Origin of the sequence: Micromonospora sp. HUAS YX12 (assembly GCF_040215685.1) — a bacterium.
Lineage (GTDB): Bacteria > Actinomycetota > Actinomycetes > Mycobacteriales > Micromonosporaceae > Micromonospora > Micromonospora tulbaghiae.
This window is the reverse complement of the sequence record NZ_CP157974.1, coordinates 214,478-234,323: the sequence shown is the minus strand read 5'-3', so window position 1 is coordinate 234,323 and position 19,846 is coordinate 214,478. Positions and strand designations below refer to the sequence as shown.

The window sequence follows — 19,846 nt, the reverse complement described above, 5'->3', positions numbered from 1 at the left end:
GGTCGGTTGCGGGCCCGGGTGACGCTACGGGCGCGCTCCGAGCTGCGGCAACGTGGCTAAGAAAGAGTTAAGGCGAAGCCGGCGGCAAGGATGAGTCGTTCACACATTTCCGGCGTACAGTAAAGGCGTCCGGACAGAGCGTGTCCGCGCCTTGTGGCAGCCCCCCCGGCGAGTGGACCGGCCGACGTGGAGATGATCTACGGCCTTGGTCAACTTGACGAAGGAGGGGGTTTCGGCTCAATATGTAGGTGTCGCCAGTCGCGCCCAGCCATGCCCCGATGCAGTGGGAATGGCAGCCGCGAACATCATGGGCGCGCGTTGGCCGGCCTTTCCGGCAGCGCACATCAAGGAGTCAGCATGGCGAAGGCCCTCTACGGCCACGTAAGTGCAGCGCCCGACCGGCGTCTGCTCGACGAGGTCACCCGACTGCGTGCCAGGGTTCAGGCACTGGAGTTCGAGATCACGCGTCTGCGCGCCGACAACGATCGGCTTGCGGCGGCAGCGGCGGAGGCCGATGACCTCCTCCGTCTGGCCGAGCCCGCGCTGACCTGATCTCCAGTTGCCGGAAAACTGAATCGCACCACACCGAAAAGCGCGCCGACACTCAAGTGCCGGCGCGCAGCCATGTGCGTACCCCATTTCTCCGCCGCCGCCGCAATTCTCGATCTTGCGGAGCCGCCCGGAATTGCGCCCGGTAATTGTGATCATGCGTTTCCGTTCCGCCCGCGACCACCGGGCGGAGAGCGGACAGCCGGGCCGGCGGGTGGGTCGCGTGGCGGCGGTGCCCCGGTCCCGGGTTAGTCTGCGGGTTCACCAGGTCCGCGCAGCCGGCGACGGTACGGCGGCCACCGGACGAGGATCGAGAAGGTGCATCTCAAGAGCCTGACGGTGAAGGGCTTCAAATCCTTCGCCTCCGCCACGACGTTGAAGCTGGAGCCCGGGATCACCTGCGTGGTGGGCCCGAACGGCTCCGGCAAGTCCAACGTCGTCGACGCCATCGCCTGGGTGCTCGGCGAGCAGGGCGCCAAGGCGCTGCGCGGCGGCAAGATGGAGGACGTCATCTTCGCCGGCACCGCCGGACGGGCGCCGCTGGGCCGGGCCGAGGTCACCCTCACCATCGACAACACCGACGGCGCGCTGCCGATCGAGTACACCGAGGTCTCCATCACCCGCCGGATGTTCCGCTCGGGCGAGAGCGAGTACGAGATCAACGGCGACTCCTGCCGTCTGCTCGACATCCAGGAGCTGCTGTCCGACTCGGGCATCGGCCGCGAGATGCACATCATCGTCGGGCAGGGCCGGCTCGACGGCATGCTGCACGCCAAGCCGGAGGACCGGCGGGCGTTCATCGAGGAGGCGGCGGGCGTCCTCAAGCACCGCAAGCGCAAGGAGAAGGCGCTGCGGAAGCTCGACGCGATGCAGACCAACCTCAACCGCCTGACCGACCTCACCGCGGAGCTGCGCCGCCAGCTCAAGCCGCTGGGCCGGCAGGCCGAGGTGGCCCGCCGCGCCGCCGGGATCCAGGCCAACCTGCGCGACGCCCGGCTCCGGCTGCTCGCCGACGACCTGCACACGCTGCGGACCACGCTCGACAAGGAGATCGCCGACGAGACCGCGCTGCGCGAGCGGCGCGAGCTGATCGAGGCCGAGCACGGCGAGGTGCAGGGCCGCCTCGGCGAGCTGGAGGCGGCGCTGGCCGAGGACGCCCCGCTGCTCGCCGCGGCGCAGGACACCTGGTACCGCCTCTCCGCGCTCCAGGAGCGGTTCCGCTCGATCGAGCAACTGGCCCGGGAGCGGCTGCGTCACCTCAGCGCCGCCGGCGACGACGAGCGCCCCGGCCGCGACCCGGAGCAGCTGGAGGCGGAGTCGCGACGCGTTCGCGAGCAGGAGGAGGAGCTGCGCGCCGCGCTCACCGAGGACCAGATCCGGCTGGCCGAGGCGGTCGAGCACCGCCAGGAGCTGGAACGGCAGCTCGCCGCCGCCGAGCGGGAACTGGTCGCCGCCGCCAAGGCGATCGCCGACCGGCGGGAGGGGCTGGCCCGCCTGACCGGCCAGGTCAACTCCGCCCGGGCGCGGACCACGAGCGCCGGCGAGGAGATCGAACGGCTCGCCGCCGCGCACACCGACGCGATGGGCCGCGCCGAGAAGGCGCAGGCCGACCTGGACGCGGTCGCCGAACAGTCGACCGAGGCGGACCGGGACAACGCCGACCTGGACGCGCGGCACGACGAGGCGGTGGCCGTCCACGAGCGGGCCCAGGCGGCGGTGCGCAGCCTGGCCGACGGTGAGCGCGCCGCCGAGAAGGACGCCGCCACCTGGAAGGCCCGCGAGGAGGCGCTCGCCATGGGCCTGCGCCGCAAGGACGGCGCCGGTGAGCTGCTCGCCCGCGCCGACCAGGTGCCGGGGCTGCTCGGCAGCCTCGCCGGACTGCTCACCGTCGCCCCCGGTGACGAGGCGGCGCTCGCCGCCGCGCTGGGCGGCCTGGCCGACGCGGTGGCGGTCAGCGGCGTGGACGAAGCGGTCGAGGCGATGCGGCTGCTGAAGATCTCCGATGCCGGCCGGGCCGGGCTGCTCGTGGGCAGCCCCGCCGGGCCGGGCATGGACGGCTCCGCCGACGCGCTGCGCCCGAAGCTGCCCGAGGGCGCCCGCTGGGCCCCCGACCTGGTGGAGTGCTCGCCCGCGATCCGCCCGGCCGTGCACCGGGCGCTGCGCGACGTGGCGCTCGTCGACGACCTGGCCGCCGCGTCCGCGCTCGTCGCCGCGAACCCGGAGCTACGCGCGGTCACCCCTGACGGCGACGTGGTCGGTGCGTACGCGGCGGCGGGCGGATCGGCCAAGGCGCCGAGCTTCATCGAGGTGCAGGCCGCCGTCGAGGAGGCGCGGGCCAACCGGGCCACCGCCGAACGCACCGCCGCCGAGCTGCGCGAACAGCTGGCCGAGGCGCGCGCCGAGGTGGCCACCGCCAAGGAGGCGGTGCAGCACGCCGCCGCCGCCAAGCGGGAGGCGGAGAGCCACCGCAATGCCGCCGCGCGCCGCCTCGCCGAACTGGGCGCCGCCGCCCGCTCGGCGAAGGCGGAGACCGACCGGCTCGGTGAGTCCCGGGCCCGCGCCGAGGCGGCCCGGGAGCGGGATCTCGCGGCGCTCGCCGAACTGGAGGAGCGGCTACGGCTGGCCGAGGCCACCCCGATCGACGCCGAGCCGTCCACCGAGGAGCGGGACCAGCTCGCCGCCATGGTGCCGCAGGCACGGCAGAACGAGATGGAGGTCCGGCTCGCGGTGCGTACCGCCGAGGAGCGGGTGGCCTCGATCGCCGGCCGGGCCGACTCGCTGGCCCGGCAGGCCACCGCCGAACGCGCGGCGCGGGAGCGCGCCGCGGCCCGGCGCGCGGCCCGCACGCGCGGCGCCCAGATCGCCCGCGCCGTGGTCGGCGGCGCCCGCGAGGCGCTCACCCGGCTCACCGTCTCCATCGCCCGGGCCGAGGAGCACCGCGACGCCGTCGCCCGCGAGCGCGCCGCCCGCGAGGCCGAGCTGTCCGAGGTACGCGGCGCGGCCAAGCGCCTCGCCGCCGAGCTGGAACGGCTCACCAGCCAGGTGCACCGCGACGAGGTGGCCCGCGCCGAGCAGCGGATGCGTATCGAGCAGCTGGAGGCCAAGGCCGCCGAGGACTTCGGGCTGGACGTGGCCACGCTCGTCGCCGAGTACGGCCCGGACCGGCTGGTCCCGCCCACCGACGCGGACGTGGCACTCGCCGAGAAGGACGGCCGGCCGGTGCCGGAGCCGGTCCGCTACGAGCGGCCGGTGCAGGAGAAGCGGGCGGCCAAGGCGGAGCGGGAACTAGCCCTGCTGGGCAAGGTGAACCCGCTCGCGCTGGAGGAGTTCGCGGCGCTGGAGGAGCGTTTCAAGTTCCTCTCCGAGCAGCTGGAGGACCTCAAGGCCACCCGGCGCGACCTGCTCACAGTGGTCAAGGACGTGGACGACCGGATCCTGGAGGTCTTCGCCAGCGCGTTCGAGGACACCGCCCGGGAGTTCGAGCAGGTCTTCACGGTGCTGTTCCCCGGCGGCGAGGGCCGGCTGGTGCTCACCGACCCGGAGGACCTGCTCACCACCGGTGTCGAGGTCGAGGCCCGCCCGCCGGGTAAGAAGATCAAGCGGCTCTCGCTGCTCTCCGGCGGGGAGCGGTCGCTGACCGCGGTGGCGATGCTCGTGGCGATCTTCCGCGCCCGGCCCAGCCCGTTCTACATCATGGACGAGGTGGAGGCGGCGCTCGACGACGTGAACCTCGGCCGCCTGATCACGCTGCTGGCGCAGTTGCGGGAGAAGAGCCAGCTCATCGTGATCACGCACCAGAAGCGGACCATGGAGATCGCCGACGCGCTCTACGGGGTGACCATGCGCGCCGGTGTGACCCAGGTGATCAGCCAGCGGCTCAACCGGGCCGACGACGAGGAACAGGTGACAGACGAGTGAGTCGGGAACGCGCCACGGCGCTCCTGGTGGACTTCGACGGCGTGCTGCGCCGCTGGGATCCGGCGGTGGCCGCCGGTGTCGAGCGGGAGTACGGGCTGCCCGAGGGCGTCCTCGGTGAGATCGCGATGTCCTGGGGGCTGCTCCAGCCGGTGCTCACCGGCCAGGTCAGCCACGCCAAGTGGATGGCGAGCGTGGCCGACGCGCTGACCCCGACGATCGGCGACCCGGAGCGGGCCCGGGCGGCCGTGGAGCAGTGGCAGAGCTACCGCGGCGAGGTCGACCCGGACGTGCTGGCGTTCGTCCGTGAGGTGCGGGCCGCCGGCGTACGGGTGGGTCTGGGCACCAACGCCACCGACCTGCTCGACGCCGACCTGGCCGCGCTGGGCCTGACCGAGGAGCTGGACGTGATCGTCAACTCCTCGGTCATCGGGGTGCACAAGCCGGCGAAGGAGTACTTCCAGGCCGCCTGCGAGGCGCTGGAGACGCCGCCGGGGCGGGTGCTGTTCGTCGACGACGAGGACCGCGCGGTGGCCGGCGCCCGGGTGGCGGGCCTGTCCGCGCACCGCTGGAGCGGACCGGCCGACCTGCGCTACCTGCGGGCGGCGCTGGCGTGCTGAGCCGGACGGGCCGTGTCCCGCCCGGCTCGTGCGCGGCTCACCGCAGGCCCGGCACCTCGGTGACCGTGAACGGCGGGGCGGGCGTGGTCGCGAAGAGTTGGCTGTCCACCCAGAGCAGCCGGCCGGCGTCGCGCGCCACCGAGGTCGGCGACCGCTCCGTGCCGACCGGGCGGGACCGGTCGACCACCCGGGCGATGCGCAGTCCGTCGTCGAGCCGGGCCAGGTTCACCAGGAAGCGGGTGCCGCCGGCACCGTCCGGTTCGTTCACCACCCCGTAGAGCCGGTTCCCCTCCAGCAGCAGGCCGTCCGCGCCCATCCGACCGCCGCTCACCTCGACCTCGGTCACGGACCGGCCGGCCAGGTCGACCCGGAACAGGCGCTCGCCGCCCTGCTCCGCGACGAGGGCGACGCGGCCCGACGGGTCGACCACGATGCCGTTGAGGAAGACCGGCACGGCCGGGAAGTCGTCCGGGCCCACCCAGGGCACCAGGGCGCCGACGCGCCCGCCGGTGAGCCCGGCCCGCCACACGGTGCCGGTGGCGGAGTCCGTGACGTAGACGGCGTCGCCGGTGACCGCCAGGTCGTTGAGGGCCGCGCCCGTTCCGGCGGCGCGACGGGCCAGCAGGGTGCCGTCCGGCGCGTACACGAAGAGCGTGCCGGTGGTCCAGCCCGCGACGAGGAGGCGGCCCCGGCGGTCCACCCGGACCCCGGCGGCGCTGGTCCGGCCGTCGGTGCCGGGGGCGAGGAACTGGTGCAGCCCGGCCCGGCGGGTGTCGCCCCGGTAGACCGCGCCGGTGGCCGAACTGGTGACGTACATCGTGCCGCTCGTAGTGACCGCGAGCCCTTCGGGCAGCACGCCCGGCGCGCGGGAGACGACGTAGGTGTCGGGACGGACGCTGGTGAGGGCGGGCCGAGGTACGCCGACGGTCACCGCCGTCAGGACCGCGGCGGCCGCCGCGAGGGGTTTCTTCACGCCACGCAGCGTCCGGCGGCGCCGACGGTCCCGGAAGCCCCTTTCGATACGGGCCGAATGATGGCTACCGTGCGCCGGTGACCATCCTGCGGCTCAACGCCGCCGACCTGAGCCGCACCGTCCTGCGGTCTGATCCGGCAGTGCTGGTCGAGCTGGCGATGGCCGCCCAGCGGCTGGTCCTGGCCGATGTGCCGGAGCACCTCGCCGGGTGGCGGTCCCGGACCCGGGCCGCGTTGCGCCCCGAGATGCGTCCCTACCTGGACCTGTGCCGGACGCCTCATCTGGTGCCGGACCTGGTGACCCCGCCGGTGTTCGACGGCGGACTCGACGCCCTGCTGGACCGGGTCGCCGGCACCCCGGACGAGGTGCTCGTCGCCGAGCTGGGCCCGCTGGTGGCGTCCGGCGCGCTGCCCGCCCGGGTGGCGCCGCTGGCTGCCGGGGAGACCGCCGCCCGGGCCCGGCTGCGGGCCGCGATGCTCGCCTTCCACGGCGTGGCGCTGGCGCCCTACTGGCCGGAGATCGAGGGCGCGGTACGGGCCGACCGGGCGGTCCGCGGCCACACGCTGGCGGCCGGCGGCCTGGACCGGGTGTTGCGCGAGCTCAGCCCGTACCTGGCCTGGGCCGAGACGGGGGAGCACTATGCGGTGTCCTACCGGTGCGCGGTCGCCGACGACTTCGAGGTGGCCGCAGGCGGGCGAGGACTGACGCTGCTGCCCTGCTACCTGGCCCCGCAGCCCTACCTGCTGGCGGACCCGGGCGGCCCGTTGGTGCTGGTCTACCCGATCCGGCCGGGGCGGCGTGAGCTGGGGGCCCGGGCGCCACTGGCCGACCTGCTCGGGCGGACCCGGGCGGCGGTGCTGGCGGCGACCGCCGACGCTCCCGGCACCTCCCAGTTGGCCCGCCGGGTCGGTGTCTCCCCGGCCACCGCCAGCGAGCACGCGGCGACCCTGCGGGCCGCCGGGCTGATCACCACGCGGCGGGACGGCGCGGCGGTGCGGCACTGCCTCACCCCGCTGGGCGAGCAGGTGCTGCGGGCAGGTGCTCCGGCCGGGGTCAGGACCCGGTGACGCCGTCGATGCGTTCCCGGATCAGGTCGGCGTGGCCGTTGTGCCGGGCGTACTCCTCGATCATGTGGACGTACACCCAGCGCAGGCTGATCTCGTTGAGGGTGTCGCCCCGGCGGTGGACGAAGGTGTGCTCCAGCGGCAGGTCCACCACCGCCTCCCGGCCCGCCTCGATCTCCGCGCGCAGCGTGGCGAACGCCTCGGCGGGGTCGGCGTCGGCGATGTCGTTGTGGTCCGCGTCCGGATCAGCGCTGTAGTCGAAGAGGTCGGGCAGCTCCAGGGCGGCGGCGTTGTGGCGGAACCACCAGCGCTCCACGTCGGCCATGTGCCGGACGAGGCCGAGCAGGGTCAGCCCTGAGGGTTCGACGCTGCGGGTACGCAACTGCTCGGCGGTCAGCCCGGCGCACTTGTGCACGAGGGTGTCGCGGTGGTGGTTCAGCCAGCCTTCGAGCATGGTGCGCTCGTCGGCGACGAAGGGCTCGTGGCGGCGGTCGATCTCGGGCACGGTCCAGGTCATGGGCGCAGATGTTAAGCGGGGGCCCCTTCACCTCGCGAGGCGTTAACAAGGGGCCCTTCCTTACGGGCTCAGAACGACTCGTTGAAGCGGTGCATCAGCCGGGCGAGGTCCGCCACGTCCTCCTGTGGCCAGCTTTCGAGTGAGCGCCTTATCTGTCCGAGCCGGGCCGCGCGGGCCGCGTCGAACCGCCGGGTGCCCTCCTCGGTGAGGCTGAGCTGGGCCGCCCGCCGGTCCGTCGGGTCCGGGTCGCGGCGGACCAGGCCCAGCGCCTCCAGCCCGCCGATCTGGCGGCTGAGCGTGCCCTTGCCGATGCCCAGCTTCGCGGCCAGGTCGGTGAGCCGGATCGAGCCGGAGCGGCGCAGCCAGAGCAGCAGGCCGTACGCGTTGGGCTCCAGGTTCGGGTGGACCTCGCGGGCGATCTCCCAGGACAGCGCCCGGCCGCGGCGCAGCAACGCGGTCAACTCGTGCTCCACGGCGCGCAGCGTCTCGTCCACGCTCAGAGGGTACTCAGTCGTCGTCGCTGAGTTGCTGTCGCGCCACCGGTCGCAGCTCGCCCTCGCTGGTCGTCCCCTCGATCACCACGGCGGCCCCGCGGCCCTGGTGAGTGAGCGTGGCCACCGCGTTGCCGAAATACGGCCCGGCCAGCTTCCGCCACCGCACCGGCGGGCGGCGTACCCCGGCCGAGCGCGCCAGCGCCCGGGTCGCCCCGGCCGGGCCGGGATTCCAGCCCAGCGTCATCAGCGGGCGCATGGCGGCCGGCACCTGGTTGTGGATCGGCGAACAGGTGAGCTGGTGCACGGGCGTACGGACGTTGCGGTCGGCGAACCGGGCCCGGGCCACGTACGAGTGGTGCACGTCACCGGAGAGCACGCTGATCGACGCCGGTCGCGCGTACGCCGGCCCGGCGCCCACCCGCGCCCCGGTGCGCGGCGCGGTGCCGCTGCCCAGCCGCGCGAACAGCTCGCCCAGCGCCTCGAACGAGCGCCGGAACGCCCCCCAGTGCTCCAGGTCCAGCGCCCGGCGGATCTGCTCGGAGAGCCGGGCCACCCAGGGGCGGCCCGAGTCGGCCAGGCGCTCGTTCCACGCCTCGACGTGGTGGATACCCGGCGGCAGCAGCCACGGCAGCGAGCTGCCCACCACCAGATGGTCGTAGGTGCCGTGCGCCTGGTCGAGGAACCACGACCACTCGCCCGGCGGCAGCATCGCCCGGTTGCCCGGCTGGAGCACCCGGCTGGACCGGTTGTCCAGCATGACCAGGCGGGTGCGGCCCAGGTCGAGTGCGTAGCTCCACTGGTACTGCACGGCCCGCCAGCGCTCGGTGTCGTGTGCCAGGTCGGCCTCCTTGTCGACCCGCTCGCCGAACTCGTGCAGCACGCTCGTGGCGTCCTCGGCGGCGATCACCTTCGCGTACACCGGGTCGGCGGCGATCTCGTCCGGGCTCAGGTTGCCCAGGTGCTGGTAGACCCAGTAGGAGGCGAGGCCGCTGCGGATCCGCTCGGCCCACCACGGCTGCTCGCGCATGTCCGCGCGCCACGACTGCGATGTGTTCCAGTCGTCGATCACCTCGTGGTCGTCGAAGATCATCACGCTCGGCACGGTGGAGAACAGCCAGCGGATCTCCGGGTCGCGCCACGACTCCAGGTAGAGCTTGGTGTACTCGTCGAAGCTGACCACCTGTGTCGCCGGGGCGTCCTTCGGCCGCCGCCGGCGCCGCTTGAGCAGCCGCCGCACGGTGGGGGAGGTCTCGTCCGCGTACACCTGGTCGCCGAGCAGCACCAGCAGGTCGGGCAGCACGGCCTCGCCGGGCGCGGCCATCACCCGGCGGGCGTACGCGTCCAGCGCGTCCGGCGGCAGCTTGCGCGCGGTGGAGTGCTGGGTGGTCTCCCGGCAGGAGCCGAACACCAGCCGCACCGGCTGGTCGGCGTCGTCGAGCGCGCGGGTCCGGATCACGCTGGGCGGGAACGACGAGTCGGGCAGCGGCCACGCCACCTCGTCGTCGATCAGCACCTCGTACGTCGTGGCGCTGTCCGGGGTGAGCCCGGTCACCACGACGATCGCGTAGTGGTGGTCGTACGCGGAGAAGGTGGGTGCGCTGCCGGTGGCGCCGTCGGCCGTGCGGACGGTGACCACCGCGGGCGCGCTGGCCTCCACCCAGACGGTCGCCCGCGTGTCGACGACCCGGCGCAGCAGCGGGCCGATGAGCAGGCGGGAACCGGGCACCACACACCTCCGACAAGATCGTTTCGGCTGTTCCCTACCCGGCCGGCGGTTGCGGTACGCCTTCCGGTGCGAGCGTACCCGCAGGTTGTTCGCGTGCCGAGGCGGTGAGTGGGACGCCGTCGCCGGCATCTGACAGGATTTCGGGCATGACGGAATACCTCCTCGTCGCTCTCGCCCTGCTCGGCGTGCTGATCATCGGCGGCCTGAGCCTCGTGGTGCCCCGGCTGCGCCGGCGCCCGCAGCCGCCGCTGCCGCGCACGGAGGTCGACACCCGGACGGAGGAGGACCTGGCCGGCCCGCCGGTCGAGGCCCCGGAGGCGGAACTCACCACCGGCGTGGTGGTCGAGGCGCCGCCGGCCCCTCCGGTCGAGGCGCCGCAGGTCGAGGTGCCGGAGCCCACCGCCGGCCGGCTGGTCCGGCTGCGCTCGCGGCTGTCCCGCTCGCAGAACGTCTTCGGCAAGAGCCTGCTCGGCCTGCTCAGCCGCGACCGGCTGGACGAGGACACCTGGGAGGAGATCGAGGACAGCCTGATCACCGCCGACGTCGGCATCGACGCCACCCGGGAGATCGTCGACCGGCTGCGCGAGCGGACCCGGGTGCTCGGCACCCGTACCGGGGACGAGCTGCGGACGCTGCTCGCCGCCGAGCTGGTCAACGCGCTCGACCCGGGCCTGGACCGCTCGCTGCGCACCGCGCCGAAGGACGGCGTCCCGGCGGTGGTGCTCGTGGTCGGCGTCAACGGCGCAGGCAAGACCACCACCTGCGGCAAGATCGCCCGGGTGCTGGTCGCGGACGGCCGCAGCGTGCTGCTCGGCGCGGCCGACACGTTCCGGGCCGCCGCCGCCGACCAGCTGGAGACCTGGGGCGGCCGGGTGGGCGCGGAGACGGTCCGCGGGCCCGAGGCCGCCGACCCGGCGAGCGTCGCGTTCGACGCGGTCAAGCGCGGCATCGACACCGGCGTGGACACCGTGCTCATCGACACCGCCGGCCGGCTGCAGAACAAGGTCGGCCTGATGGACGAGCTGGGCAAGGTCAAGCGGGTGGTGGAGAAGCACGGCCCGATCGACGAGACACTGCTGATCCTCGACGCCACCACCGGCCAGAACGGGCTGGAGCAGGCGCGGGTCTTCACCGAGGCGGTGAACGTCACGGGCGTGGTGCTGACCAAGCTCGACGGGACGGCCAAGGGCGGCATCGTGATCGCCGTGCAGCGCAAGCTCGGCATCCCGGTCAAGCTCGTCGGCCTCGGCGAGGGCAAGGACGACCTGGCCCCGTTCGACCCGGCACAGTTCGTCGACGCGTTGCTCGGCACCGAGCCGCCCGCCCGGGACGCGTAGCCTCTCCCGTGACGACTGACGATCGCGCCTACGCGGGGTGGCGCGACCCCAGCCACCCGTCGCCACGCCTCGGGAGACCGTACGTGACTTCGCAGGAGATCCCGCTGCACGGCGGGAACGTGAGCACCGTGGTCCGTGTGGGAGACACGGTCCGGCGCAACGCCGGCCCGTGGACGCCCTCCGTGCACGCGCTGCTGCGCCACCTGGAGTACGTCGGGTTCACCGGCGCGCCCCGGGCGCTCGGCATGGACGAGCGCAACCGGGAGGTCCTGTCGTACCTGGAGGGGGAGTGCGGGGAGTACCCGCTGGCGCCGCACTGGGTCACCGACGAGGCCCTGGTGACGGTGGCCACCATGCTGCGCATGTTCCACGACGCGCAGTACGGCTTCACCCCGCCGCCCGGCGCGGTCTGGCGCTCGTTCGGGCCGCCCCCGCCGGACACCGAGGTCATCTGCCACCACGACGCCGCGCCGCACAACGTGATCTGGCGGCCGGACGGCACGCTCGGGCTGATCGACTTCGACCTCGCCTCGCCCGGCGCCCGCATCTACGACGTGGCGTACGCGGCCTGGACCTGGGTGCCGATCTTCTCCGACCGCGACTCGATGACGCTCGGCTGGAAGCACCCCGACCGGCCGCGCCGGCTGCGGCTGTTCGCCGACGCGTACGGGCTGATCCCGCGCGACCGGCACCGGCTCATCCGCACCATCCGCAAGCGCATCGTCGACCACGTCGAGGGCATCCGGCGGATGGCCGCGGCCGGTGAGCCGGCGTTCGTCCGGATCGTCCACAAGGGCCACCTGCGTCGCCCGATGCGCGACCTGCGGCTGCTCGACTACGAGCGGCACCAGCTGGAGTACGCGCTGCGCTGACCAAGATCGGCGTTCTTCACACGCCGGAAACAACCCGTCACGCGTCGGAAATCGCGCGGTGTCGCTGAAGGAAACAGCCGGCGACAAAGCTTCCGCGCAACCGGCTGACGGGCGATGCTGCCAGGTCTTCAGCCGGAGGGAGGAATACGACACCGAGAGGAGGCAGCGTGGAGATCGACACCGGGAACACTGCCTGGTTGCTTGTCTCGACTGCCCTCGTGCTGCTCATGACCCCCGGTCTCGCGCTGTTCTACGGCGGCCTGAACCGGTCCAAGGGCGTTCTGAACATGATGATGATGAGCTTCTCGTCCATCGGGCTCGTCAGCATCCTGTGGCTTTTCTACGGCTTCACCGTCGCCTTCGGCGAGGGCGGCAGGTTCTGGGGTGACCTGGGCCAGTACCTGGGCACCAAGACCTTCGTCGGCGAGAACGACCTGTGGGGCGAGACGGGCATCCCGATCTACGTCTTCATCGCCTTCCAGATGATGTTCGCGATCATCACCGTGGCGCTGATCAGCGGCGCGCTGTCCGACCGGGTGAAGTTCGCCGGCTGGCTGCTGTTCGCGTTCGGCTGGGCCACCCTGGTCTACTTCCCGGTCGCCCACATGGTCTGGGGCGGCGGGCTGATCGGCGGCGACATCGGCGCGCTGGACTTCGCCGGTGGAACCGCAGTGCACATCAACGCCGGTGCCGCGGCGCTCGCGCTGGTGCTGGTGCTCGGCAAGCGGGTCGGCTGGCCACGCGAGAGCATGAAGCCGCACAACGTCCCGATGGTCGCCCTCGGCGCCGCGCTGCTGTGGTTCGGCTGGTTCGGCTTCAACGCCGGCTCCGAGCTGACCGCCGACGGGGTCACCGCGCTGGCGTTCATCAACACCCAGGTCGCCACCGCCGCCGCGCTGCTCGGCTGGATCGTGGTGGAGTGGCTGCGCGACGGCAAGCCGACCCTGGTCGGCGCCTCCTCCGGCGCCATCGCCGGTCTGGTCGCGATCACCCCGGCCTGTGCGTTCGTCACCCCGGCCGCAGCGGTGCTGCTGGGCGTGGTGGCCGGTGCGGTCTGCGCCCTCGCGGTCGGCCTGAAGTACCGGCTCGGCTACGACGACTCGCTCGACGTGGTGGGCGTGCACTTCGTCGGCGGCTGGATCGGCTGCCTCTGGATCGGCCTGTTCGGCACCGCCTCGGTCAGCTCGCTGGTGGAGACCGACGGCCTGTTCGTCGGCGGCGACGCCACGCTGCTCGGCAAGCAGGCGATCAGCGCGCTGATCGTGAGCGTCTACTCGTTCGTGGTCGCCTTCGCCCTGGGCTTCGTGATCGACAAGACGATCGGTTTCCGGGTCTCCGCCGAGGCCGAGGTCGACGGCATCGACATCGCCGAGCACGCGGAGAGCGGCTACGACCTGTCGCCCACCACGGGCAGCAGCGGTGGCGCGTTCGCGATGGCCGGGATCGGCGCCGGCAAGCCGGCCGCGGAGCCCGCCGTCGAGACCGACGAGTCCGCGCCGGTCAGCGAGAAGGTCGCCGGTTAACGTTCCTGGGATGGAGGGGTTGGACATGAAGCTGGTGACCGCGGTCATCAAGCCGTACCAGCTGGACGCGGTGAAGGAGGCCCTGCACGCGCTCGGCGTGGCCGGGCTGACCGTCAGCGAGGTCCAGGGCTACGGCCGGCAGAAGGGGCACACCGAGGTCTACCGGGGTGCCGAGTACACGGTCGAGTTCCTGCCCAAGATCCGGGTCGAGGTGCTCACCGACGAGATCGACGTCGACAAGATCGTGGACGCGATCGTCGGCGCCGCCCGGACCGGCAAGATCGGCGACGGCAAGGTCTGGGTGACCGGCGTCGAGGAGGTCGTCCGGGTGCGTACCGGCGAGCGCGGGCTCGACGCCCTCTGATCGCCGGATCCGCCGACGTGACCTCGTTGACCACCGCCACCGGCCCCGCCGGGGGCCAGGCGGTGGTCAACGAGGTCGCCGGCGTACCCGCAGGGATCGGCGCGGCGGCCCGGTCCGCGCGGGCCGACGCGCTCGACGCCTGGCTGTGCCGGGCCTTCCCGGAGCGGGACGGGGTCGCGCTCGTCGCGGTGGGCGGGCTGGGCCGCCGCCAGTGCGCCCCCTACGGCGACCTCGACCTGGTGCTGCTGCACGCCGGGGTGCCCGGCATCGACGAGCTGGCCGCGTCGCTGTGGTACCCGATCTGGGACGCCGGGCTGCGGCTGGACCACTCGGTGCGCACTGTCGCCGAGGCGCTGTCGGTGGCCCAGGACGACGTCAAGGTCGCCCTCGGCCTGCTCGACGCCCGGCACGTGGCGGGTGACCCGGCGCTCACCGACCAGCTCTCCCGTACCGCCACCGACCACTGGCGGCGCACCGCGATCCGCCAGCTCCCCGGCCTGCGCGAGATCACCGCCACCCGCTGGGAGGCGCACGGCGAACTGGCGTTCCTGCTCGAAGGCGACCTCAAGGAGGCCGCCGGCGGGCTGCGCGACGTGGGCATCCTGCGCGCCATCGCCACCGCCGGGGTCACCGACGCGCTCCGCCCGGCCGTGCACGCGGCACACCGGCGGCTGCTGGACACCCGCGACGCGCTGCACCAGCAGGTCGGCCGCCGGGTCGACCGCCTGGTCGCCCAGGAACGCGACGGCGTGGCGCGCCTGCTCGGCGCCGAGGACGGCGACGCGCTGCTGCGGCTGGTGGCCGGCGACGCCCGCACGGTGAGCCACGCCCTCGACGACGCCTGGCGGGCCGCCGACCGGCTCCGCTCCGGCCGGCACCGCGCCGCGCCCGGCCGCCCGCTGCGCCGCCCGGTCGCCCGGGACGTGGTGGAGCAGGACGGGGAACTGGTGCTCGCCCGCACCGCCATCGGGGCCCGCCCCGACCCGAGCCTGTCACTGCGCGTCGCCGCCGCGGCCGCCACCACCCGGCTGCCGATCGCGCGGGCCACCTGCGAGTGGCTGGCCGCGTACTGCCCGCCGCTGCCCGCGCCCTGGCCGCCGGCGGCCCGCGCCGCGCTGATCACCCTGCTCGGCGCCGGTGCCGGCCTGGTGCCCGCCTGGGAGACCTGCGACAGGTACGGGCTGATCGATCGCTGGCTGCCCGAGTGGACGCGGATGCGCAGCCTGCCCCAGCACAACCCGGTGCACCGGTTCACGCTCGACCGGCACCTGGTGCAGACCGCGTACGAGGCGAGCCGGCACACCCGCGACGTGGAACGGCCGGACCTGCTGCTGCTCGGCGCGTTCCTGCACGACATCGGCAAGGGACTGGACGGGGACCACTCGGTGGCCGGCGCGCCGCCGGCCGAGGCGGTCGCCACCCGGATCGGGCTGCCGCCGGCCGAGGCGGCGCTCATCGGCACGCTGGTCCGGCTGCATCTGCTGCTGCCCGACGTGGCCACCCGGCGCGACCTGTCCGATCCGAAGACCATCGCCGGGGTCGCCGAGCGCGTCGGCGACACCGGCACGCTGGAACTCCTGCACGCGCTGGTACGCGCCGACGCCGCCGCCACCGGCCCGGCCGCCTGGTCCGGCTGGAAGGGCCGGCTGATCGCCGAACTGGTGAGCCGGGTGCGGACCACGCTGGACACGGGGGTGGTGCCCGCCCCGCCGGCCCCGGACCCGGCGCTCGTGGCCGGGCCGCTGCCGGTCGTACACCTGGGGGAGGACCGGGTGTCGGTGGCCGCCGCCGACCGGCGCGGGCTGCTCGCGACGGTCGCCGGTTGCCTGGCGCTGCACCGCCTGGAGGTGATCTCCGCGGACGCCGCCACCGTCGACGGCCGGGCCCTGGTCGAGTGCCGGGTGCAGCCGCGCTACGGGCTGGCCCCGGACCCGATCGCGCTCAGCGCCGACCTGCGCCGCGCGGTCGGCGGCGACGTCTCGGTCATCCAGCGGCTGCGCGGGCGGGCGCTGGCCGCGCGCAGCCAGGGCGCCGCGCCACGGGTGGTCTGGCACCGGGAGGCGGCCACCGACGCGGTGCTGCTGGAGCTGCGGGCCGCCGACGCGGCCGGACTGCTGTACCGGGTGACCTGCGCGCTGGACGAGGCCGGCGCCCAGGTGCGGGCGGCCCGGATCTCGACGCTCGGCGGCGACGTGGTGGACGCGTTCTACCTGGTCGGCGGCGGGCCGTCGGACGAGGAACGGGCCCGGATCGAGGCCGCGGTGCTGGCCGCCGTGTAAGGAAGGGCCCCCTCTTAACGCCTCCGGTAGAGCAGGGGCCCCTTATTAACGGTGCTCACCCAGGGGCCCACCCGGCTCCAGGTGTACGCGGGCAAGCTGCTCCTGCTCGCGGTCGCCGCGCCGGCGGTGTTCGCGGTCGCGTTGCGCGCGGTGGCGCTGCCGGTCGGGTCGGGCCTGGTGTGGATGCTCGGCGAGCAGGCGCGTGGGCGCCGGGGCCGGAGCGGGCGGGTAGGCGGCGGGCTACCCTAGCGGTGGGCTGGACCGCCGGCCCGGCAGCATGTGCCCGCCGAAAACGACAAACGGGATGTTCGCGTGTTTGACACCTTGAGTGACCGCCTGTCCGGGATCTTCACCAAGCTCCGCGGCAAGGGCCGGCTCACCGACGCCGACATCGACGCCACCGCGCGCGAGATCCGGATGGCGTTGCTGGAGGCCGACGTCGCCCTGCCGGTGGTCAAGGGCTTCATCGCGAACGTCAAGGAGCGGGCGCGCAGCGCCGAGGTCTCCCAGGCGCTCAACCCGGCGCAGCAGATCGTCAAGATCGTCAACGAGGAGCTGATCAACGTCCTCGGCGGCGAGGGGCGGCGGCTCCAGTTCGCCAAGAACCCGCCGACGGTGATCATGCTGGCCGGTCTCCAGGGCTCCGGCAAGACGACGCTCGCCGGCAAGCTGGCCCGCTGGCTCAAGAGCCAGGGCCACCAGCCGCTGCTCGTCGCCGCCGACCTCCAGCGTCCCAACGCCGTCGGGCAGCTCCAGGTGCTCGGTGGCCGGGCCGGCGTCGAGGTGTACGCCCCGGCGCCCGGCAACGGCGTCGGCGACCCGGTGCAGGTGGCCCGCGACTCGATCGAGCACGCCCGCCGCGCCGCCCGGGACATCGTCATCGTCGACACCGCCGGCCGGCTCGGTATCGACACCGAGATGATGCAGCAGGCCGCGGACATCCGCGACGCGGTCCAGCCCGACGAGGTCATCTTCGTCATCGACGCCATGGTCGGCCAGGACGCGGTCCGCACCGCCGAGGCGTTCCGCGACGGTGTGGGCATCACCGGCGTGGTGCTGTCCAAGCTCGACGGCGACGCCCGCGGTGGTGCCGCGCTCTCCGTCCGCGAGGTGACCGGCCAGCCGATCCTGTTCGCCTCCACCGGCGAGAAGCTGGAGGACTTCGACGTCTTCCACCCGGACCGGATGGCCAGCCGGATCCTCGGCATGGGCGACGTCCTCACCCTGATCGAGCAGGCCGAGGCGGCCTTCGACTCCGATCAGAAGGAGAAGATGACCGCCAAGCTGATGGGCGGGGAGACCTTCACGCTGGAGGACTTCCTCGATCAGCTCATCGCGGTCCGGCGGATGGGCCCGATCGCCAACGTGCTGGCCATGATGCCGGGCATGGGGCAGATGAAGGACCAGCTCGCCGAGCTGGACGACAAGCACTTCGACCGGGTCACCGCGATCATCCAGTCGATGACCCCGGCCGAGCGCACCAACCCGAAGATCATCAACGGTTCCCGCCGGGCCCGCATCGCAGGCGGCTCCGGCGTCACCGTCATGGACGTCAACCAGCTGCTCAACCGCTTCGCCGACGCGCAGAAGATGATGAAGCAGATGGGCGGCATGATGGGCCTGCCCGGCGGTGGCCGGCGCAAGGCGACCAAGTCGCCGAAGAACAAGCGCAAGGGCACCAAGGGCGGCGGGCGGCCGCGTACCGGCGCCGGGATGCCGGGCGGCTTCCCGGGCGGGATGCCGCAGCTCCCGCCGGGCCTGGACCCGGGTGACCTGGCCGGTGGGCAGGGCCTGCCGCCGGGCTTCAAGCTTCCGAAGATCGACTTCAACAAGCTCGGCAAGGGCGGCGACAAGGGCCCGCGCTAGCGTGTCGGTGACGGTGGGCGATGTGATCATCACCTAGGGTCGGTTCGCCCCCTGGAAGGAGATGTCAATGACCGCGGCCCCGATCCTGCCGGAGCGGCACGAGTGGACGGTCGACGACCTGGGCGACCTGCCCAAGGACCTTCCGTACGAACTGATCAACGGAAGGTTGATCGTGCCGTCGCCCACTCTGCTGCACCAGGACATGTGCGTCCGTCTCCTGCTCGCGCTGGAGGTCAACTGCCCGAAGGAGTACCAGGTCGGGATCGACCTGTCGATGCGGGTCGACCATCGGAACGAGCCCCGGCCCGACGTCGTCGCGGTCGTGCGGGGTAACGCCAACCGGAGCCCGCTGCCGGTCGAGGACGCGGTGCTCGCCGTCGAGGTCATCTCGCCGACCTCCACCTTCCGCGACATGTACGACAAGGCCAGGGTCTACGCGTACGCCGGCGTCCGCTCCTACTGGGTGCTCGACCCCATCAAGGAGAAGATCACGCTGACCGAGTACGCGCTCGGCGGCAATCTCGAGTACAAGCAGGTCGGTCAGACAGACGATGTGTTCGTCACCGAGCGGCCCTGGAAGGTCTCGGTCGATCTGCCGGCGCTGACCGCGCGCCGCAACGACCTGCTCGCCGGCGAGGAGGACTGATCGGGTAGGACTGTGCACATGGCTCTGCACGTGCGCGGTGTGTTCCTTCCCGACGACGAGGTCCGGGACGTCTGGCTGGTCGGCGACCGGGTCACCTTCGAACCGGTGCCCGGCGCCGAGACGGTGGCCGACGGCGGCTTCGTCCTGCCCGGCCTGACCGACGCGCACTGCCACATCGGCATCGCCCGCGGCGGCAGCCCGATCACCTCGCTCGACCAGGCCCGAGAGCTGGCCCGGATCGACCGGGACGCGGGCGTGCTGGCGATCCGCGACGCGGGCTCGCCGTACCCGTACCCGGAACTGGAGGACGAGCCGGACCTGCCGCGACTGGCCCGCGCGGGCCGGCACGTCGCGCCGCCGAAGCGCTACCTGCGCGACATCGGCGTGGAGGTCGGCGCGGCGGAGGTGGCCGCGACGGTGGCCGCGCAGGCCACGGCCGGCAACGGCTGGGTCAAGCTGGTCGGCGACTGGATCGACCGCGGCGTGGGCGACCTGGCGCCGGCCTGGGACGCCGACACCATGACCGCCGCCGTCGCCGCCGCGCACGCCGCCGGGGTGCGCGCCGCGGTGCACACGTTCTCCGAGCCGGCGGTGGAGATCATGGTGCGCGCCGGGGTGGACTCGGTGGAGCACGGCACCGGGCTGAGCCTCGACCTGATCGACCTCATGGCCCGGCAGGGCACCGCGCTGGTCCCCACGATGATCAACATTCGGACGTTCGGCCACATCGCGGAGCAGGCCCGGCCCAAGTTCCCCGGGTACGCCGACCACATGCTCGCCCTGCGCGACCGCTTCCCCGAGGTGGTGCGTGCCGCGCACGAGGCGGGCGTGCCGATCTACGTCGGCACCGACGCGGGCGGCGGCATCGACCACGGCCTCGCGGCCGAGGAGATGCTGCTGCTGCACGAGCAGGCCGGGATGTCCGCCCCGGACGTGCTGGCCGCCGCCTCCTGGCGGGCCCGGGAGTGGCTCGGCTTCCCCGGGCTGGTCGAGGGCGGCCTCGCCGACCTGGTGGTCTACCCCGAGGATCCGCGCCGCGACCTGCGCGTGGTCAGGGCGCCCAGCCGGATCGTGCTGCGCGGCCGGGTCGTCCGCTGACCG

At 73.4% G+C, this 19,846-nt stretch carries 17 protein-coding genes; 13 read left to right on the top strand and 4 right to left on the bottom strand.

Going from position 1 to position 19,846, the window contains the following annotated elements; all coding sequences use genetic code 11:
* Nucleotides 1–357: 357 nt before the first annotated feature.
* The 3 genes from ABIH81_RS01125 (at nt 358) to ABIH81_RS01115 (ending at nt 5,084) form a co-directional block, all read left to right on the top strand.
* Nucleotides 358–552 (top strand): hypothetical protein, encoded by a 195-nt coding sequence (locus tag ABIH81_RS01125; protein ID WP_013284566.1) that lies wholly within the window; start codon nt 358–360, stop codon nt 550–552.
* Between the two features lie 315 nt (nt 553–867).
* Nucleotides 868–4,467 (top strand): chromosome segregation protein SMC, encoded by a 3,600-nt coding sequence (gene smc / locus ABIH81_RS01120; protein ID WP_349878587.1) that lies wholly within the window; start codon nt 868–870, stop codon nt 4,465–4,467.
* Nucleotides 4,464–5,084 carry an HAD-IA family hydrolase gene (locus tag ABIH81_RS01115; RefSeq protein ID WP_349878585.1) on the top strand — a complete coding sequence of 207 codons (621 nt, stop codon included), beginning with the start codon at nt 4,464–4,466 and terminating at the stop codon, nt 5,082–5,084. Before smc ends, ABIH81_RS01115 begins: the two co-directional genes overlap by 4 nt.
* Nucleotides 5,085–5,121: 37 nt before the next feature.
* On the opposite strand, the gene ABIH81_RS01110 is transcribed toward ABIH81_RS01115, so the two are convergent.
* A complete protein-coding gene (locus ABIH81_RS01110) occupies nt 5,122–6,057 on the bottom strand; it encodes a superoxide dismutase (RefSeq protein ID WP_349878583.1) in 936 nt (311 codons plus the stop codon).
* A 77-nt stretch (nt 6,058–6,134) separates the two neighbouring features.
* Between ABIH81_RS01110 and ABIH81_RS01105 the strand changes: the two genes are divergently transcribed.
* Nucleotides 6,135–7,124 carry a helix-turn-helix domain-containing protein gene (locus ABIH81_RS01105; RefSeq protein ID WP_349878581.1) on the top strand — a complete coding sequence of 330 codons (990 nt, stop codon included), beginning with the start codon at nt 6,135–6,137 and terminating at the stop codon, nt 7,122–7,124.
* On the opposite strand, the gene ABIH81_RS01100 is transcribed toward ABIH81_RS01105, so the two are convergent.
* The 3 genes from ABIH81_RS01100 to ABIH81_RS01090 form a co-directional block, all read right to left on the bottom strand.
* Nucleotides 7,111–7,638, bottom strand: a complete 528-nt coding sequence (locus ABIH81_RS01100) for a DinB family protein (protein ID WP_349878579.1) — start codon at nt 7,636–7,638, stop codon at nt 7,111–7,113. The genes ABIH81_RS01105 and ABIH81_RS01100 overlap by 14 nt on opposite strands.
* Nucleotides 7,639–7,706: 68 nt before the next feature.
* Nucleotides 7,707–8,132 (bottom strand): MarR family transcriptional regulator, encoded by a 426-nt coding sequence (locus ABIH81_RS01095; RefSeq protein ID WP_120571185.1) that lies wholly within the window; start codon nt 8,130–8,132, stop codon nt 7,707–7,709.
* 13 nt (nt 8,133–8,145) lie between these two features.
* Nucleotides 8,146–9,858, bottom strand: coding sequence for an alkaline phosphatase D family protein (locus ABIH81_RS01090; RefSeq protein ID WP_349878577.1), 1,713 nt, complete (start codon nt 9,856–9,858; stop codon nt 8,146–8,148).
* A gap of 146 nt (nt 9,859–10,004) precedes the next feature.
* Between ABIH81_RS01090 and ftsY the strand changes: the two genes are divergently transcribed.
* The 9 genes from ftsY (at nt 10,005) to ABIH81_RS01045 (ending at nt 19,843) form a co-directional block, all read left to right on the top strand.
* On the top strand, nt 10,005–11,195 hold the full coding sequence (gene ftsY / locus ABIH81_RS01085) for a signal recognition particle-docking protein FtsY (protein ID WP_349878575.1): 1,191 nt from the start codon (nt 10,005–10,007) through the stop codon (nt 11,193–11,195).
* An 8-nt stretch (nt 11,196–11,203) separates the two neighbouring features.
* A complete protein-coding gene (locus ABIH81_RS01080; RefSeq protein ID WP_349878573.1) occupies nt 11,204–12,067 on the top strand; it encodes an aminoglycoside phosphotransferase family protein in 864 nt (287 codons plus the stop codon).
* Between the two features lie 227 nt (nt 12,068–12,294).
* The gene (locus ABIH81_RS01075; protein WP_349881268.1) at nt 12,295–13,590 is read left to right on the top strand and encodes an ammonium transporter; all 1,296 of its coding nucleotides are present in this window, start codon (nt 12,295–12,297) and stop codon (nt 13,588–13,590) included.
* A 25-nt stretch (nt 13,591–13,615) separates the two neighbouring features.
* Entirely contained in the window at nt 13,616–13,954 is a 339-nt protein-coding gene (locus ABIH81_RS01070; protein WP_174537509.1) for a P-II family nitrogen regulator, read from the top strand.
* 17 nt (nt 13,955–13,971) lie between these two features.
* Nucleotides 13,972–16,233 (top strand): [protein-PII] uridylyltransferase, encoded by a 2,262-nt coding sequence (locus ABIH81_RS01065; protein ID WP_349878572.1) that lies wholly within the window; start codon nt 13,972–13,974, stop codon nt 16,231–16,233.
* 51 nt (nt 16,234–16,284) lie between these two features.
* Nucleotides 16,285–16,482 carry a hypothetical protein gene (locus ABIH81_RS01060; protein ID WP_349878571.1) on the top strand — a complete coding sequence of 66 codons (198 nt, stop codon included), beginning with the start codon at nt 16,285–16,287 and terminating at the stop codon, nt 16,480–16,482.
* Between the two features lie 63 nt (nt 16,483–16,545).
* Entirely contained in the window at nt 16,546–18,099 is a 1,554-nt protein-coding gene (ffh, locus tag ABIH81_RS01055) for a signal recognition particle protein (RefSeq protein ID WP_349878569.1), read from the top strand.
* 67 nt (nt 18,100–18,166) lie between these two features.
* Entirely contained in the window at nt 18,167–18,745 is a 579-nt protein-coding gene (locus tag ABIH81_RS01050; RefSeq protein ID WP_349878568.1) for a Uma2 family endonuclease, read from the top strand.
* An 18-nt stretch (nt 18,746–18,763) separates the two neighbouring features.
* On the top strand, nt 18,764–19,843 hold the full coding sequence (locus ABIH81_RS01045) for an amidohydrolase family protein (RefSeq protein WP_349878566.1): 1,080 nt from the start codon (nt 18,764–18,766) through the stop codon (nt 19,841–19,843).
* Nucleotides 19,844–19,846: the final 3 nt, after the last annotated feature.

What these genes read in the sequence shown, in the direction of transcription:
- ftsY (WP_349878575.1), top strand. Translation starts at nt 10,005, where the DNA reads ATGACGGAATACCTCCTCGTCGCTCTCGCCCTGCTCGGCGTGCTGATC.
- ABIH81_RS01070 (WP_174537509.1), top strand. Translation starts at nt 13,616, where the DNA reads ATGAAGCTGGTGACCGCGGTCATCAAGCCGTACCAGCTGGACGCGGTG.
- ABIH81_RS01050 (WP_349878568.1), top strand. Translation starts at nt 18,167, where the DNA reads ATGACCGCGGCCCCGATCCTGCCGGAGCGGCACGAGTGGACGGTCGAC.
- ABIH81_RS01125 (WP_013284566.1), top strand. Translation starts at nt 358, where the DNA reads ATGGCGAAGGCCCTCTACGGCCACGTAAGTGCAGCGCCCGACCGGCGT.
- ABIH81_RS01075 (WP_349881268.1), top strand. Translation starts at nt 12,295, where the DNA reads ATGACCCCCGGTCTCGCGCTGTTCTACGGCGGCCTGAACCGGTCCAAG.
- ABIH81_RS01045 (WP_349878566.1), top strand. Translation starts at nt 18,764, where the DNA reads ATGGCTCTGCACGTGCGCGGTGTGTTCCTTCCCGACGACGAGGTCCGG.
- ABIH81_RS01100 (WP_349878579.1), bottom strand. Translation starts at nt 7,638, where the DNA reads ATGACCTGGACCGTGCCCGAGATCGACCGCCGCCACGAGCCCTTCGTC.